12 protein-coding genes and 1 pseudogene are annotated in these 15,395 nt (G+C 70.1%); 7 read left to right on the top strand and 6 right to left on the bottom strand.

Annotated elements, in window-relative coordinates:
• Positions 1-16: 16 nt before the first annotated feature.
• The 3 genes from AC3EQ1_RS05260 to AC3EQ1_RS05250 all read left to right on the top strand — a co-directional run bounded on the left by AC3EQ1_RS05260 (position 17) and on the right by AC3EQ1_RS05250 (position 4,850).
• Positions 17-982 carry a hypothetical protein gene (locus tag AC3EQ1_RS05260; protein ID WP_432093071.1) on the top strand — a complete coding sequence of 322 codons (966 nt, stop codon included), beginning with the start codon at positions 17-19 and terminating at the stop codon, positions 980-982.
• A gap of 578 nt (positions 983-1,560) precedes the next feature.
• Positions 1,561-3,879, top strand: a complete 2,319-nt coding sequence (locus AC3EQ1_RS05255; RefSeq protein ID WP_432093070.1) for an ATP-binding protein — start codon at positions 1,561-1,563, stop codon at positions 3,877-3,879.
• Between the two features lie 155 nt (positions 3,880-4,034).
• Positions 4,035-4,850, top strand: coding sequence for an SDR family NAD(P)-dependent oxidoreductase (locus tag AC3EQ1_RS05250; protein ID WP_432093069.1), 816 nt, complete (start codon positions 4,035-4,037; stop codon positions 4,848-4,850).
• 233 nt (positions 4,851-5,083) lie between these two features.
• Here the strand turns inward: AC3EQ1_RS05250 and AC3EQ1_RS05245 are convergent, their stop codons facing one another.
• The 3 genes from AC3EQ1_RS05245 to AC3EQ1_RS05235 form a co-directional block, all read right to left on the bottom strand.
• Positions 5,084-5,332 carry a hypothetical protein gene (locus tag AC3EQ1_RS05245; RefSeq protein WP_432093068.1) on the bottom strand — a complete coding sequence of 83 codons (249 nt, stop codon included), beginning with the start codon at positions 5,330-5,332 and terminating at the stop codon, positions 5,084-5,086.
• A complete protein-coding gene (locus AC3EQ1_RS05240; RefSeq protein WP_432093067.1) occupies positions 5,329-5,943 on the bottom strand; it encodes a nucleotide-binding protein in 615 nt (204 codons plus the stop codon). Before AC3EQ1_RS05240 ends, AC3EQ1_RS05245 begins: the two co-directional genes overlap by 4 nt.
• Positions 5,944-6,248: 305 nt before the next feature.
• Positions 6,249-7,061, bottom strand: a complete 813-nt coding sequence (locus AC3EQ1_RS05235) for an SDR family oxidoreductase (RefSeq protein ID WP_432093066.1) — start codon at positions 7,059-7,061, stop codon at positions 6,249-6,251.
• Between the two features lie 164 nt (positions 7,062-7,225).
• Here AC3EQ1_RS05235 and AC3EQ1_RS05230 point away from each other — a divergent pair, with 164 nt between their 5' ends.
• The gene (locus AC3EQ1_RS05230; protein ID WP_432093065.1) at positions 7,226-7,810 is read left to right on the top strand and encodes a TetR-like C-terminal domain-containing protein; all 585 of its coding nucleotides are present in this window, start codon (positions 7,226-7,228) and stop codon (positions 7,808-7,810) included.
• 334 nt (positions 7,811-8,144) lie between these two features.
• Here the strand turns inward: AC3EQ1_RS05230 and AC3EQ1_RS05225 are convergent, their stop codons facing one another.
• Positions 8,145-9,170: an AsnC family transcriptional regulator gene (locus tag AC3EQ1_RS05225; protein WP_432093064.1), complete on the bottom strand. Its 1,026-nt coding sequence runs from the start codon at positions 9,168-9,170 to the stop codon at positions 8,145-8,147.
• A gap of 114 nt (positions 9,171-9,284) precedes the next feature.
• Here AC3EQ1_RS05225 and AC3EQ1_RS05220 point away from each other — a divergent pair, with 114 nt between their 5' ends.
• Both AC3EQ1_RS05220 and AC3EQ1_RS05215 read left to right on the top strand, forming a co-directional pair.
• Positions 9,285-10,838, top strand: a complete 1,554-nt coding sequence (locus tag AC3EQ1_RS05220; RefSeq protein ID WP_432093063.1) for an AbgT family transporter — start codon at positions 9,285-9,287, stop codon at positions 10,836-10,838.
• A 47-nt stretch (positions 10,839-10,885) separates the two neighbouring features.
• Positions 10,886-12,073, top strand: coding sequence for a M20 family metallopeptidase (locus AC3EQ1_RS05215; RefSeq protein WP_432093062.1), 1,188 nt, complete (start codon positions 10,886-10,888; stop codon positions 12,071-12,073).
• Between the two features lie 134 nt (positions 12,074-12,207).
• Here AC3EQ1_RS05215 and AC3EQ1_RS05210 read toward each other — a convergent pair.
• A pseudogene (locus AC3EQ1_RS05210) lies at positions 12,208-12,915 on the bottom strand (M24 family metallopeptidase).
• A gap of 224 nt (positions 12,916-13,139) precedes the next feature.
• Positions 13,140-14,009, bottom strand: a complete 870-nt coding sequence (locus tag AC3EQ1_RS05205; RefSeq protein ID WP_432093061.1) for a winged helix-turn-helix transcriptional regulator — start codon at positions 14,007-14,009, stop codon at positions 13,140-13,142.
• A gap of 230 nt (positions 14,010-14,239) precedes the next feature.
• On the opposite strand from AC3EQ1_RS05205, the gene AC3EQ1_RS05200 reads away from it, so the two are divergent.
• Positions 14,240-14,899 (top strand): nucleoside/nucleotide kinase family protein, encoded by a 660-nt coding sequence (locus AC3EQ1_RS05200; RefSeq protein WP_432093060.1) that lies wholly within the window; start codon positions 14,240-14,242, stop codon positions 14,897-14,899.
• The last annotated feature ends 496 nt before the right edge of the window (positions 14,900-15,395 follow it).

Below are 15,395 nucleotides of genomic sequence, written 5' to 3'. Positions count from 1 at the left end.
AGAAGGAGCGAGAAGCGTGACCATTCGCCTACTGCAGCAAAAAGCAGGGCTGCGCACTGCCACCAGCCTGCTGGCTTCCCTGGGGGCCACCGGACTCCTGGTGCTTTCGCCCGCAACAAGCGCTCACGCCGAGGACAACACGACCATCCGCCTTCCGAGAGCGACCGGTAGCTACACCGCAGTCCCGGACGGTGACAGCGGGATCTTCCGCCTGGAGAAGGAGGGCCAATGCCTCGGCGTGGATTCCAGCGGTAACACCACCGACTCATCCTGTGACAGTGGAACTCGCTGGAACATGCAGCCCAACCGGGATGGCGATGGGAGGTATCTCCGCCACGTCGGCGACAACAAGTGCATGAGCAAACTTTCACTTGCGGTCACCGACTGCGACAGCGACTCGGTGGACAACTTCCAGGACGTCGCCGACACCCCATTGGACCTGAAGCTGAGCAGGCAGACTGCGATCAGTCTGGGGGAGAACAAGATCTCTATCTGCAACCAAGGAGGTTTCGCAGCCAGGGCGGTCATCGTATATAGCGTCCAGTCGGACCCCAACAGTGCGACCGAGACCACCGGTCGCAGAGTCATCGAATCCTTTCCTGCCGGTCAGTGCCGGACCGAAACCCTCCCGGCAGGGAAGATCTACGGGAATGTTGAACTGCGCAGGTACACCGGTTGGTACCTGGGCAATTACGCGTTCTGGGACGGAGACAGCGGCGCCTACGCGGGCAGCGCCAACGACCAGCTGACGGCCAACTGGGCCTTCGGAGGCGATCACATCGACGGGTCGTACAACCTGACGGGGACGACGTGCTTCTCAGGTTCGAACTTTGATCCGAACAGCAGCAACCAGGCCTCTTCGAAGATGAAGGACGGCCAGACCGGCTGTACCGGTGTCAATCCTGAGCGCATCACGACCGATTCGGTGGGCACGATTGTCGGTCAGGTGATCCCCATGGTCGTCCGCCTGGTGTTCTCCTGAGCCAGGCACTCCCTGGAGATCCAGAATTCACGCTCGGACCGTATCCCATGGTGTAGCCGCCCCCGATCCGCTTGCCCCCTCCCCTGTACGCGGATATCCGGCCCCACCGATCCGCTCCGCACCTGGAGACACCCGGTCCAATGGTGACGCGACATCGTCCGCTGACCGAGCGGACGATGTCGCGCTTTCCGCTACCTCGGCAGGAGGCATGTGGTTCGAAGTTCAAGTGTCGCGCCGGTTCGGGGTGCATTCGCGGGTGAGCTCTCGGGTCGGGGAATGGACCGCCGCCAACGGCATGGCGTACGGAGAGCAACGCCCATGCGACGGGCAGGCGCGGCAGCCGGACATCTTGCCAAATTCCTCGACCGGCGGCATTCTGTCCTGGCCGACTCGGGCGGCCCGTGAGTCGTGCGAATGCGTAAATGAGTAATGAGCGTGCACGGTTTCCTTCGTTCTCCGCGGTTGGCTTCCGCCGCACCATCCGGCGGACATCCGGCGGGGCCGATGGCACCGCGAGACCTGGGGGAAGAGGTCACCGCCGGCGGTGACCTCTCCCCCCAGAGCAAAGGGCTTGAAGCATGGCGCGTTCGGGTGTGTGGGAGGGCAACCTTCCAGCGGAGCTGACGAGCTTCGTCGGACGCCGGAGCGAAGTGCGCGAGGTGCGGCGACTGCTCACCGGAGCCAGACTGCTGACGCTGACGGGTACCGGCGGTCTCGGTAAGACGCGCCTGGCCCTTCGGAGCGCTTCCGACGTGGGCCGGACCTTCCCCGACGGCGTGTGGCTGGTGGACCTGGCTCCGCTGAAAGAAGGAGCCCTGCTGGCACAGACGGTCCTGACCGCGCTGAGGATTGATCACGATTCCGTCCGCCCGCCGGTCCCGGTGCTGACGGAACAGCTCGCGGACAAGCAGCTCCTGCTGGTGCTGGACAACTGCGAGCATCTGCTCGATTCCTGCGCGGCGCTGACACGCTCGTTGCTGGCGGCGTCGCCCGGCCTGCGGGTGCTGGCCACGAGCCGGCAGGCGCTGGGTGTGGACGGTGAGCAGCTGTTGTCCGTGGCGCCGCTGCCCGTTCCGGACCCCACGTCTCCGCCGCGACTGCACGCCCTGGCCGGCCATGAGGCGGTGCGGCTGTTCGTGGACCGGGCCTCGGCGGTGCTGCCCGGGTTCACACTCCGTGAGGAGAACTGCGAGGCGGTCGCCGGGATCTGCCACCGGCTGGACGGTATCCCCCTGGCCATCGAACTGGCCGCGGTGTGGCTCCGGTTCCTGTCGCCCGAAGCGATCCTGGAACGCCTCGACGACCGGTTCGGCCTGCTGACCCGGGGCAGCCGCGCCGCTCCGCCCCGCCGGCAGACCCTGCGCGGCGCGATCGACTGGAGCTTCAACCTGTGCACACCCCCCGAACAGCGCGCCTGGATGTCTCTGTCGGTCTTCCAGGGCACCTTCGACCTGGAAGCCGCCCAGGCGGTCTGCTCGGGGCCGGAGTGCGACCCCAGAGGCACCCTCGACCAGCTCGCCGGGCTGGTGGACAAGTCGGTGCTGACCCACGAGGAGCACCGGGACGGCCCGCGCTACCGCATGCTGGACACGATCCGTGAGTACGGCCGTGCCCACCTGCGCGATCACGGTGCCGAGGAGCCGGTTCGGCGCCGTCTGCGTGATCACTACCAGCAGTTGGCCGCCCGCGCGGAAGCCGAATGGCTCAGTCCCCGCCAGACCGAGTGGTTCGCCCGGCTGCGCCGGGAGGAGGCGAACATCCGTACCGCGCTGGAGTTCTGTCTGAGCACGCCGGGGGAGGAGGAGACCGGGCTCCAACTGATCGCCTCCTTGTGGCGGCATCGCCTCGGCGTCGGCGGCCTGGAGGAGCAGCGTCACTGGCTGGGACGGGCGCTGGCACGGTCGGGTCCCACGCCTGCCCGGGCGAAGGCCCTGTGGGTGGACGGCTGGATGGCCTGCCTGCGCGGCGAGACCGCCTTCGGGCGGAGCCGGCTGGCCGAATGCCAGGCCCTGGCAGCGGAGTTGGGCGATCCCGACGCCATGGCCCAGTCCGTGCAGTTCGCCGGCCTGGTGGCGCTCTTCGAGGACGACTACCTCCAGGCCATCGAGCATCTGGAGCTGGCGCTCGACCATCACCGTGCGTGCGGCGACCGCAATGCGGAGTGGACCGATCTGTTCCTGCTGGCCCTTTCCTGCTGTCTGTCCGGGGATCCCCGCACCTCGGCGCTGGGTGAGGAGTGTCTGGCCCTCTGCGACGCCCATGACGCGCGCTGGTCCCGCCCGTTCGCGCTGTGGGCCCTGGCACTCCACCGATGGCTGTCCGGCGACGCCGACGGCACGATCGCCCTGCTGCGGGAGGGGCTGCGCATCGAGCAGCCGACTCACCACATCTTTGCCGTCGCCCAGTGCCTGGAAGTACTGGCCTGGGCCGAGGCGACGGTCGGACGCCATGAACAGGCCGCCAGACTGTTCGGCGCGGCCCAGAACGCCTGGCATCTGCTGGGCACCGCAGTGCCGGGGGCCGGGCGTCTGCTGCGCCACCACGCCGAGTGCGAGGAGATCCTGCGGCGCGCTCTCGGTGACGAGCGCTACGCGGCAGTGGTCGAGGAGGGCAGGGGGCTCAGCGTTGAGCGGGCGGTTGCCTGTGGGATGGAACGCGGTGAGCCGCCGTCCGCAAGCGAGCCGGGCGATGCCCCCGCGCTCGCCGCCTTGACCCGCAGGGAACGTGAGGTGGTCGCTCTGCTCGCGGAGGGGCTCAGCGACAAGCAGATCGCCGCCGAGCTGGTGCTGTCCCCGCGGACGGTCGAGGGGCACGTCTGGCGCGTTCTCGCCAAGCTGCACTTCACCTGTCGTACGCAGATCGCCACCTGGGCGGTCCAGCAGGAGCCGGCACGGTAGCTGCGCACCGGCGCCTCCGTAGGTCGGGCCCGGAAGGAGCCGGCCACAGCCGTCCGCCGGCGGTGGCTGTGCCCGGTCGGCCCGGCAGTGCCGACGCTTCCATATGCTCGCGGTGCGGGGTACCGGAAGTTGACCACCTTCGGAGGCGAACGAGCATGTCGGAACAGCGTGTTGTCCTGGTGACGGGCGGAGGGACGGGGATCGGGGCCGCCACCGCCCGGCTGCTGCGCACAGCCGGGCACCAGGTCGTGATCTCCGGGCGACGGCCCGAGCCACTGCGCCGGGTGGCCGAGGAGACCGGAGCGCTGGCCCACTCTGCCGACGCCGCCGACCCCGAGGCCGTGCGCGAGCTCGTCGAGGCGACGGTGACGGCCTACGGAAGACTCGACGGTGTGGTGCTCAACGCCGGAATCGGGCGGGGCGGCGCGGTCGGCGACACCGCGGTCGAGGACTGGGAAGAGGTGATGCGGACCAACCTCACCGGCCCGTTCCTGCTGCTGCGTGCCGCGCTACCGCATCTGCTTGCTGCCCGCGGCGCGGTGGTCGCGGTCGCCTCGGTCGCCGCGCTCCGCAACAGCGTCGGCAACGCCGCCTATGCGACGTCCAAGGCGGGTCTGCTCCACCTCTGCAGCTCCCTCGCCGTCGACTACGGGCCGCAGGGGCTGCGGGCCAACGCGGTGTGCCCGGGCTGGGTGCGTACGGAGATGGCCGACCAGCGGATGGCGCGGTTCGCGGCGGAGGCGGGGCTGGCGGGCGGTGCCGAGGCGGCATACGAGGAGGCGAACCGGCTGACTCCCGCCAGGCGGCCGGGCGATCCGCAGGAGGTCGCCGAGGCGATCGACTGGCTGCTGTCGCCCGCCGCGTCCTACGTCAACGGGGCCGTCCTCACCGTCGACGGCGGAGTGACCACGGTCGGCGTCGGCGGTGCCGCCTTCGACCACCGGATCGAGGCGCGCGCCCCGCGCCTGTAGCGGACCACCGAACAGGTCCGTTCGACAGGGTTCGTGGCGGAGCCAGGAACCCTGTCGGGGCCAGGATCCGTGGCGGAGACAGGAACCCCGGCCGGGGCCAGGCTGCAGAAAGAGGCTGGGCCTGGCCGGCGCCCCGGAGACAGCCGTGCTCGTCCCCGGGGGGATTCGATGCCCGCGGCGCGGGCGAGGCGGTGGCCGGCCTCAGCCCGCTCCGGCCCGGTCGTCAAAGCAGCCTAGCCGCCGGGTCGGGACACCCTGCCGACGGTGTCGACCAGGGTACGCAGGACGGTCGTGCCCGCGACCACTACCGAGGAGACCGGCCATGCCGCCCATCGCACCAGATGGCCTGGCAGGTCGGGATCCAACTCGACCGTCACCCGGAGGTATCTGCTCTGGAGCGCGGCGACTTTGGTGGACCGGGGTGCGGCAACGTCCTGTCCGCGCTGCAATGCCGCTCGGTAGCTTTCCTTGCGCTGGCTCATACCTCATCCTGACGCTTGATCAGTTCCTCCGCGAAGTCCATGTACGCCGACCCCTTGGCCCGGACCGGGTTCCCGAACGACTGGGCGTACAGGTCGAGCCGCGCGATCTGGGTGTCCAGCACCGCGAAACCCTGCTCGGTGAGTACCTCACGTGCGTCGGCATCGGGCCCGGTGCGCGTGGCGTCCGGCCGGTTGGTGCGATTGAGCAGGACCGCCGTGCGGGCCGGTTCGGCACGCAAGGACTGCACGTCCGCCATCTCGCCGCGGATGGGTGCCATCCGGTCCAGTTCGATGGGGGCGGGGGTCACGGGCACGATCCACTCGTCGGCGTACCTCATGATGCTGCGGGTAATGCGGGGATGGTCCTCCAGCTGGGGCGCATCGAGCACGACGGCCTGCCGGTTGCCGAGGAAGTCGTTCACGCGCCGGTGGACGTCGCCCACCGGCAGGGCGATCACCGGAAACGGGAAGCCACCGGCCAGCTCGCTCCAGCGCAGGGCGGAAGAGGCCGGGTCACCGTCGACCAGCAGCGGCGACAGTCCCGCCTCATGAAGCGCGTGGGCCAGCCACACGGCGCTCGTCGTCTTTCCGACGCCGGGCTTGAGGTTCACAAACGCACAACTCAAGGGCACGAGAGCTGACAGTAGCGGGCGCGCTCGTCCGGTTTCGGTCGGTACGGGGGCGTGGCTTCGCGGTTCACCCGCAAGCAGTGAGGAACAGTCGCCGCGCTCGGCCGCAGCCGCTCCCGCTCCGCGTCTGAAAGATCACTGCGTTCCCGCCTCATGCCGGAAGCGACGAGCAGATCTGCCCGATCACATGTGCGGCCGGACAGGTCCCAGCTGTCGGCCGACCGGCCGGGCCCTGGGGGCCTCACCTTCGCAGACGCCGGTGAGGGGCATCAGCCGGGCCAGTGACGTCAGCCGGCGGCCAGCGCCGTGACGCCGCCGTCCACGAGCAGATCGGTGCCGGAGATGAAGCTTGCCGACGGGCCGACGAGGAAGGCGACGGCGTCGGTGATGTCGGCTGCTGTTCCGGCTCGCTTGGCGTTGGAGGCGGCAATCATCCTTCGCATCGTGTCCCCGTGTTCGCCGGCGAGTTCCGCCTGTCCCATGGGGGTGGCGATCGCTCCGGGGCTCACGGAGTTGATCCGTGCGTTCCGTGCGCCCCAGGTGGAGCTCGCGGCCCTCACGCGCAACAGGTTGGCTGCCTTGGAGAAGGTGTAGGCCGCCCCTGGGTCGGAGAATCGTTCCTCGGCCGCGACCGGGAGGGAGAGCAGTTCGTCGGCCGGTGCCGTGGCCAGTTGCGCGGCTTCTTCGCCGGACAGCCCGGAGTTCCGGTGGCCGGCCATGCTGGCGATGACCACGCCGGAACCGCCTGGGGCGACGACCTGGCCGAATTCCTCCAGCACGAGTGCCACTCCCAACAGGTCGACGGCGAGTATGGCGGCGACGGACGCTTGCGCGGGCGAGAGCCCGGCCGTGTGGACCACGGTCCGCACCGGACCGAGGCCGGCGGCCCGGCGCGCCAGGGCGCAGACGGATTCCCGGGACGAGACGTCGACCGGGGCGGCCGTTACGGCGTACCCGTCCTTTTCCAGCTGCGTACGGACAGCCTCCAGGGCCTCGGCGTTGAAGTCCGCGATCAGGAGCCGAGCTCCGGAGCCCAGACGACGGGCGATGGACTCTCCCATCCCGCCGACACCGATGACGACGACTACCGACTGGCTCATGTCTTCCACCTTCTCGATGGCCGGCAGAACTGCCGGGGGTCCGGGGCGTGCGGGGCTTCGGGCCGGGTTTCGTGAACCGTCGGAGATGCCGGTCCGGCGAAGTCTCGCACGTATCCGACACCCGTCGGTTATCCCACAGGTGTAGGCGACCCTACAATGACGCCGTGCCCGTTCAGCAAGGTGACCGCCGCTCCCGCCGCTCCCGTACCGCGATGGAGGGCGCACTGCTGGAATTGATCGGTGACCGCGACCTCGGCCAGATCTCGGTCTCCGACGTGACCGGCCGCGCTGACGTGCACCGCTCGACTTTCTACGAGCACTACACCGACGTGCATGACCTGGCCGCCTCGGCATGCACGGAGATGTTCGACCAGCTGCTCTCCGCCACCTCGGCGCTCCCGGTGACCGGGGATTCCCCGGAGGAGGGCGCGTCCCCCTCCCTCACGGTGGTGTTCGCCCATGTCGCCGAACATCGCGCGCTCTATGAGGCTCTTCTCGGTGCCGATGGCAGTGCCCGGGTGATCAACCACCTCCTGCGGCGCATGACGGAATCCATCCGGCCGAGACTTTCCGCCCGGCTCACCGACCCCGAAGGCGGTACGGAGGACTCCGCAGCCGCCTTCGTCTCCGGGGCGCTTCTCGGCGCCATCGCGGACTGGCTCCACCGCGGCTGCCCCGGGACGCCGGAACGCTTCGCCACCGCGATCTGGCCGCAGCTGGTCGCCGCGTCACTCGCCCGGCCGGCCTGAGCGACCCCGCCCGCAGGGGCCGCCGGCCGAGCACTCGGCGCCGGAGCGGGCTGCACCCGTGAGACATGCGCCCGGCAGCGGTGAGGCGGCTCGCGGAGCCGCACCGGGGTCCGCGAGCACCGGGGCCCCTCGGAGGTCCCGCCCCGGAGGCGGGCCTGACGTGGCCGCCCGGCCGGGACGCCATCGCCGGGTTGTCGAGAGGACGGTGTCCTGGCCGGCCGGGTGTCTGCGCCTGCACCGCCGCTACGAGCGCAAGGCCGGGTACGTCCTTGCCTTCGCCGTCGCGGCCGCGACCCTCATCGGCTGCCGCCGGCTCACCGACTGAAACGACATCTCAGAGCAGCGTCGGCGCATGGAATGCGCCGAGGCCGGAGGTCAGATCCCGGTCCAGCCAGTAGCGGCGCGGTTCGGCGAGCATGATGTCGACGCTGACGGCGAGGATGCCGGGGATCTCGGCCAGCTCGTGGTCGATGAAGAGCGCCAGGGCGGCGCGGTCGGTGACCAGGCCCATGACGAGGACGGACATGTCGCTGGCGACGTGGGCGGCGAGCCGAGTCTGGGGGAGCCGGTCGATGCGGCGCATGACGTCGGGCGTTCCGCCCGGTGCCACGCGCAGGCGGAGCAGGAAGGGGGTCTGGAAGCCGAGCCATTCCGACACCATCTCCAGGCGCGGTCTGACCCATCCCTCGTCGAGGACCCGGCGGACGACGCGGTGCGCGGTGGAGGTGGCCAGGCCGGACGCTCGGGCGATACTCGCGGCGGATGCGCGGCTGTCCCGCATCAGCTGGGCGACGACGGCGCGTTCGGCCTCGGTGAGCGGCTTGGCGGGGGGTGTCGCGGTGGCGGTGCCCTCCCGGCGGGCGCCGGTGAGCTCCAGCAGGTCGGCGCGTTCGGCGTCGGTGAGGAACCGGGGGTCCCACGTCATACCCCGGCGCAGGGTACTGAGGGCCGGCAGTGCGTTGACGCGGCGCACGCCGGGGACGGAGTACAGCCGGTCGATCGCCTCGCTGGTGGCGGCCTCGGACGGGGCGTGGATGACGGCGTAGAGGGGGTCGTCGCCGGAGATCTGCGCCAGGAGCTGGAGGTGGGGCAGACCGCTGAGCCGGTGGAGGACGGTGAGCGGGGTTTCGCCGGTGATGTCCAGGAAAACGTGGACCGGCATCGCCGTGGAGTGCATGCCCCAGTAGGCATGCCCGATCGCACGGACCATCCGGGCCTGGTGCAGCCGGTCGTAACGGCGCTTGAGCGTGCTGGCGTCGGCGGCCAGGATCCCGCCGATGTCGTCCCAGGCGGCCCGGGGTGCCACGTGCAGCGCGCCGATGAGGCGCCGGTCGAGCTCGTCGAGGAGAGGGCGGGTCATGGTCCACCACTTTAAACTGCCGGTTAATCCTACTGTTACATCCAAAGGCTAGAGAATCTCTCACTTGGATGCCACTGTTCGCAGGAACATCCCTCACTGCACGAAGAGGTCCCGATGAGTGCCACCTCCGCTCAGCCTCAGGCCAACGAGCCACAGTCGAGAATCCTGCGCGCCGCGTTCCGGAGCTTCGCGGCGATCGAGAAGATAGGCAACAAACTCCCCGACCCCTTCTGGCTGTTCTGGATCCTCGCCGGGGTCGTCGCCGTCCTCAGCGCCGTACTGGCGGCGGCCGGCGTCAGCGCCGTGCACCCCGGTACGCACGAGATCATCAAGGTGCAGAACCTGCTCAGCAAGGACGGCCTCACCATGGCCGTCGAGGGAGCGGTCGGCAACTTCGCGGCCTTCCCGCCGCTGGCCACCATCCTCACCGTGATGTTCGGCATCGCCGTCGCGGAGAGGAGCGGACTGTTCTCCACCCTGCTGCGCCGCATGGTCGCGCGGGTGCCGGGCAAGTACCTCACCTTCGCCCTGTCGATGACGGCCATGGTCAGCCATGTCGCCGGCGACGCCGCGTACGTCACCCTCATGCCGCTCGGCGCACTGATCTTCCGTGCGGCGGGCCGCAGTCCGGTGCTCGGCTGCATCGTCGCCTACGTATCGGTCTCCGCCGGCTACGACGCCTCCCCGTCGCTCACCACCACCGACGTACTGCTGTCCTCGATCTCCACCGCCGCCGCCCACACCATCGACGCGGACTACGTCGTCACCCCGCTGGCCAACTACTTCTTCGGGCTCGGCTCGTCGGTCCTGGTGGCCCTGGTGATCACCCTCGTCGTCGACAAGGTCCTCGCCCGCCGCCGGGACCTGGAGCCCGACGAGCCGGTCGCCGCCCCGGACGCCGAAGAACTGGAGTCGATCGAGGTCACCGGGCAGCAGCGCCGCGCGCTGCGCACGACCGGGCTGGTCGCCCTCGGCCTCATAGCGTTCCTGGTGGTGGCCATGGTTCCCCCGTCCTCACCACTGCGCGGCGAGGACGGCGGCATCGTCGACTCCCCGCTGGTCGGCGGGATGGCGCTCGTCCTGGGTGTGTTCTTCGCCGTGCTCGGCACCGTCTACGGGCGGATGACCGGCGCCTTCCGCGCCGCCCGCGACATCGTCGCCGCGATGGCCGACGGCACCCGGTCGATGGCGCCGATCCTCGTCCTGTTCTTCGCGATCTCCCAGTTCCTCGCCTACTTCAAGTGGACGAACATCGGCAACATCCTCGCCGTCAAGGGCGCGGAGGCGCTGCGTGACCTGCACTTGCACGGCTGGATCGTGCTGGTCGCCCTCGCTGTGCTGATCACGTTCATGAACCTCGTCATCACCAGCGGCTCCGCGCTGTGGGCGCTGGCCGCCCCGGTGCTCGTGCCCATGCTGATGCTCATCGGCATCGAGGCCGAGACCACCCAAGCCGTCTACCGCGTCGCCGACTCCGTCACCAACTGCGTCACCCCGATGAGCCCGTACTTCGTGATGGCACTGGGATTCATCCAGCAATACCGCAAGTCCGCCGGGATCGGCACTCTGGCCTCCCTCACGATCCCGATCGCCGCCGTCGTCTGGGTCGTCTGGATCGCGTTCTTCGTGGTCTGGTACCTGCTGGGCATCCCCTTCGGTGTCAGCTGACCCCACCTCTGCGGAACACCCCCCGGCCCCGTACGAGAAAGCAGACCATGACCGCACTTCCCGCTGCCGCCCTCACCACCCGCGCCCAGGACGTCTCGCCGGACATCGTCACCGACATCCTGACTCTCGTCCGCCACGAGACCAGCAGCTACGACCTGCCCGGCCTCGCGGCGGGCCTGGACCTCCTGCACGCGCTCGCCGTCCACCGACTCGGCCGACCCGACCACGCACAGCGCCACCCCGGCGGCGAGTGCGGCGACACCCTCACTCTGACCTACACCGGCACCGGCGCCGGGCACGTCGCGTTGGTCGGCCACTACGACACCGTATGGCCGACCGGCACCCTCGCCGGATGGGAGCAGCCGGAGGGGTCCGACGACGGCCGGGAGAAGCTCAGCGGACCGGGCATCTTCGACATGAAGACCGGCCTGGTCCAAGGCATCTGGGCCCTGAAGCTGGCCAGAGCGAGCGGAGTACCGGTACCCACCGTCACCTTTCTCTTCAACGGCGACGAGGAGATCGGCTCGCTGTCCTCGCGGCCGGTGATCGAGGAGGTCGCGCAGAAGGCCGACGCGACGCTGGTGATGGAGCCGACCGCCCACGGTGCGGTCAAGACCGCCCGCAAGGGCTGTGGGATCTTCCGGGTGACGGCCACCGGCGTCGAGGCACACGCCGGGCTCGCACCTCAGGACGGGGCGAGCGCGATCACCGCGCTGTCCGAGTTCGTGGTCGCCGCCGCGGCCGCCGCCGCGCCCGGCAAGGGCACCACGATCAACACCGGGCTCATCAAGGGCGGCTCCGGCACCAACGTCGTCGCCGGGCAGGCCACCGCCAGTATCGACATCCGCGTCAGCAGCGAGGCCGAGCGGCTTCGGGTCGACGAGGCGCTGGATGCCATCAGGGTCAGCGACCGCCGCGTCCGCATCGAGATCGACCACGCCTGGAACCGGCCGCCGATGACCCTGACCGCCTCCTCCGCCCGCCTTCTCTCCCTCGCCCGCGAGGTCACCCGCGAGCAGGGCCGCGGCGACGTGCCCGACGCCGCCGTCGGCGGCGCCAGCGACGCCAACTTCGTCGCCGCCCTCGGCCTGCCCGTGCTGTGCGGCATGGGCGCAGTCGGCGACAACGCCCACGCCCGGGGCGAGTTCATCTACCCCGACACGGTGCCCGCCCAGGCCTCCCTGGTCGCAGGACTGCTGGGACGCCTGGCGGAACCGCCGCGGGGCCGCGCATGACCCTCGCCCGGAAGAAGCCGGCACTCTGAAAGGACCCGTCGGCCGCCACCGTGAGGGCGCCTCACCTCCGTCGGCGGTACGACCCGCCGGAGGCGCCGTCATGGCCGCAACGTGCGCGTGCTCGGCCGGCTGCCTCAGGCGAGGTCGAGGAGCTGCTCGTAGAAGCCGCCGAAGCCACGGGCGCGGTCGACGAAGTGGAGTTCCAGGATCCAGTGGCAGGTCCGACCGGCCCGGTCCGTCCGCCGCAGCGGGCTGTCGTTCTCCGGCGTGATGTAGGACTCCGCCTTGGCTCCGTCGTTCACCTCGTGAGGGAACTCTCCGACGAGGTGACCCGTATGCCAGATGCCGATCTCCCAACCGGCCTTCTGCGCGAGGCGTTCCACTTCGGCGTACAGCCGGCGGCCGGTCATGGCGGGGTCGGCGGCGAAGGCCGCTCGTCCCTCGTCGAAGATCCGCGGCAGATCCAGCAGCAGACGGTGCTTGTGCGGATCGTCCCCGAGAACGTAGGTGCGGCCGAAGTCCGCCTCGTACTCCTCGAAGATCGGGCCGAAGTCGGCGAAGGCCACGTCGTCCTCGCCGATGACCCGGTCCGGCGGGTTCTCCCGGTACGGCAGGAGGGTGTTGGGGCCCGAACGGACGATCCGCTTGTGTCAGTGCTTGGTGGTGCCGAACATCTCGTTGGCGAGGTCCCGGATACGGTCGCTCACCTCGCGCTCCCCGACGCCGGGTGTCACCAGCCCGCGAGCCTCCACCTCGTCGAAGAGGGCGATCGCCTTCTCCTGTGCCGCTATCAGGCCGGCGACCCGCTGGTCCTCCTCCGGTCCAGGGCGCTCCGATGCCATGTATTCCCCCTCTGTTCACCGATGTCCCAAATCTCATCCTCACACATGCGACCTCCGCCGGCCCGTCTCGCACTGGGGCCCGGCCCCCCACTTCCGCCCCGAGCGATGGAATCTGCGCGTCTTCGGCGCCACCTCCAGCGGCGAGCAGCGCACGTGGGTGTTCGACGGGCTCTCCACCAGCCGGTGGCCGCGACTGCCGGTCTTTGCGCAGCACCCCGCAGCGCTCAGCTGTGGCCGGCGGCGAGTGCCGTCGCGAGCCGCAGGGCCCGTTCCACCGCGTGAGGGATGTCGCCGACGGGGAAGAGCACATGCCGTACGGTCCGCTGTCGATCAAGGACGAGGACGCTGCGCTTGAGTCGCACCTGGCCGGCGCCGCGGAAGGTGGGGAGTCGCAGGGCAGCGGCAAGGCGCAGGTGGGTGTCCGACAGGAGGGGGTACGGCACCGACTCGGCTCGGGCGAACGCCGCCTGCTCGTGGGGCAGTTGGGTGCTGACGCCGTGGACGGCGGCGCCCGCCTCACGGAACGCGGGCCAGAAGTCGCGGAACAGCCGGTTCTCCAGGGTGCAGCCGGCTGCGGCGAGAAGCGGCTCCTCCCACTGGATTCCGGTGGCGGGGTAGGTGAAGAGCACGGTGGCGGCGGCGTCCCGGGCGACGGCGTCACGCGGGATCCCGTCACTGCCGGGCAGTTCCAGCTCGACGGGCAGCGTGGTGCCGGCCAGCGAGTGCATCCGGGCATGCTCCGCACCATCGTCCGCCGCGGTGGCGGTGGCACTCCCGTCCCCCAGCATCCAGCGATCGCCCCAGTCCTGCATGGCCACCAGCAGCGGGAGCAGGCCGACGCCCGCCTCCGTGAGCAGGTACTCATAGCGCGCCGGCCGACGCTGGTAGGGACTGCGGTGCAGCACGCCGCTCACGACGAGGCGTCCGAGCCGTTCGGTGAGGACCTTGCGGGACAGGCCCAGTTCGGCGGCGAGAGCGTCGAAGCGTACGTGGCCACGGGCGATTTCCCGCAGCACCAGGACGTTCCACCAGTCCCCCACGATCAGGGCCGCCTGGGCGATACCGCAGGACTCGTCGGCGTTGTGCATTCTCATGACCCCATAGTACGTTCCTTTTCGGAACTCACTTGGTTCGTGAAGGAACTCGGCATCCTCACCGACACCCTGGCCGCGGGCAGACCAAGACGGGTGGGTGTCCCGCTCCGACCGGACCGCCTGGAAGGACAACATCAGTGGACACCGACACGACAACGCCCCGTGAGCCCGGCCCGGATGCGCCTCGATCCGCAGGGCCCGGTGATTTCGCAGCGCCCACCCGGGACCGAGTGATCGGGCGTATCGCCGACCATCTCACCGCCCGGCACCCAGGGCATCCACTGCGGGTCGCGGTGGACGGCATCACCGGCGCCGGAAAGACCACACTCGCCCGCGCCCTTGCCGCCGCGGTCAGCCGGCGTGGCCGCCCGGCGATCCACCTGTCCATGGACGGCTTCCACCACCCGCGCGCCCATCGGCACCGGCAGGGCCGCGACTCCGCGCTCGGCTACTACCAGGACGCCTACGACTTCCCCAGCTTCGCCCGGACGGTCCTTGTTCCGCTCGGGCCGGGTGGCGACCGCCGCTACCGGCGCCGCATCATCGACCTGGCCGCCGACCGGCCGGCCGACGAGCCCCTGGTCACCGCCGCGGCCGACGCGGTACTGGTCGTGGACGGCAGTTTCCTGCAACGCCCCGAATTGGCCCACCTGTGGGACGAGGTGGTGTTCACCGATACCAGCTTCCCTGTGGCCCGCCGACGCGGAACCCACCGCGACGTGGGCCTGTTCGGCGGCCTGGACCAGGCCGAGCACGCCTTCGACACCCGCTACCACGCCGCCTGCCGACGCTATCTGACCGAGGTCGCCCCCGCGGCACACGCCACGATCGTGGTCGGCAACGACGATCCGGACCATCCCGTGCTCCGCCGGATGCGACGGCACGCGTGAGGGTGCCCCAACTCCTCGCGGCGGCCGGTCCGCTCGCCGCGGACGAACCGTACGTCCACAACGTCTACTGATCCTTTGGTCAGCCGACCACTCAGTAGCAGCAAGGCACACGTCTCACCGGGCTCTCGGCCGCTCACCGGGCTCTCGGCCGCCAACGGCCGGATACCCCTGGCCGGCCGCCCCTTCACCCGGTCAGCGGATCATGCGTCCACCGTGCCGCCGCCCCTTTACCTCTTGTGGCACCGGAGGTTGTGGCCGTGCACCAGTCCGCTCACGCGTGCCGCGGCGTGGCGGTGAGGTGTCGGACGGCCGGGCGAGCCCGTGGACGGAGTCTGCGTGTCGCAGGAGTCCGCACCCTGTCCGAGGACCCCTGAACCGCTCCTTCCCGATTCGTCGGCCTCGACTGCGACGCACCTGCCGGGCAGATGCCGGCTGGATGATCATTTCCAGCCGTTCGGTAACCCCTTCCGCCGCCCCGGCACCTCCGGCCCTCGTC

The organism is Streptomyces sp. bgisy100 (genome assembly GCF_057709105.1).
The sequence above is the reverse complement of the archived record's forward strand: the minus strand, read 5'-3'. Positions and strand labels throughout refer to the sequence as shown.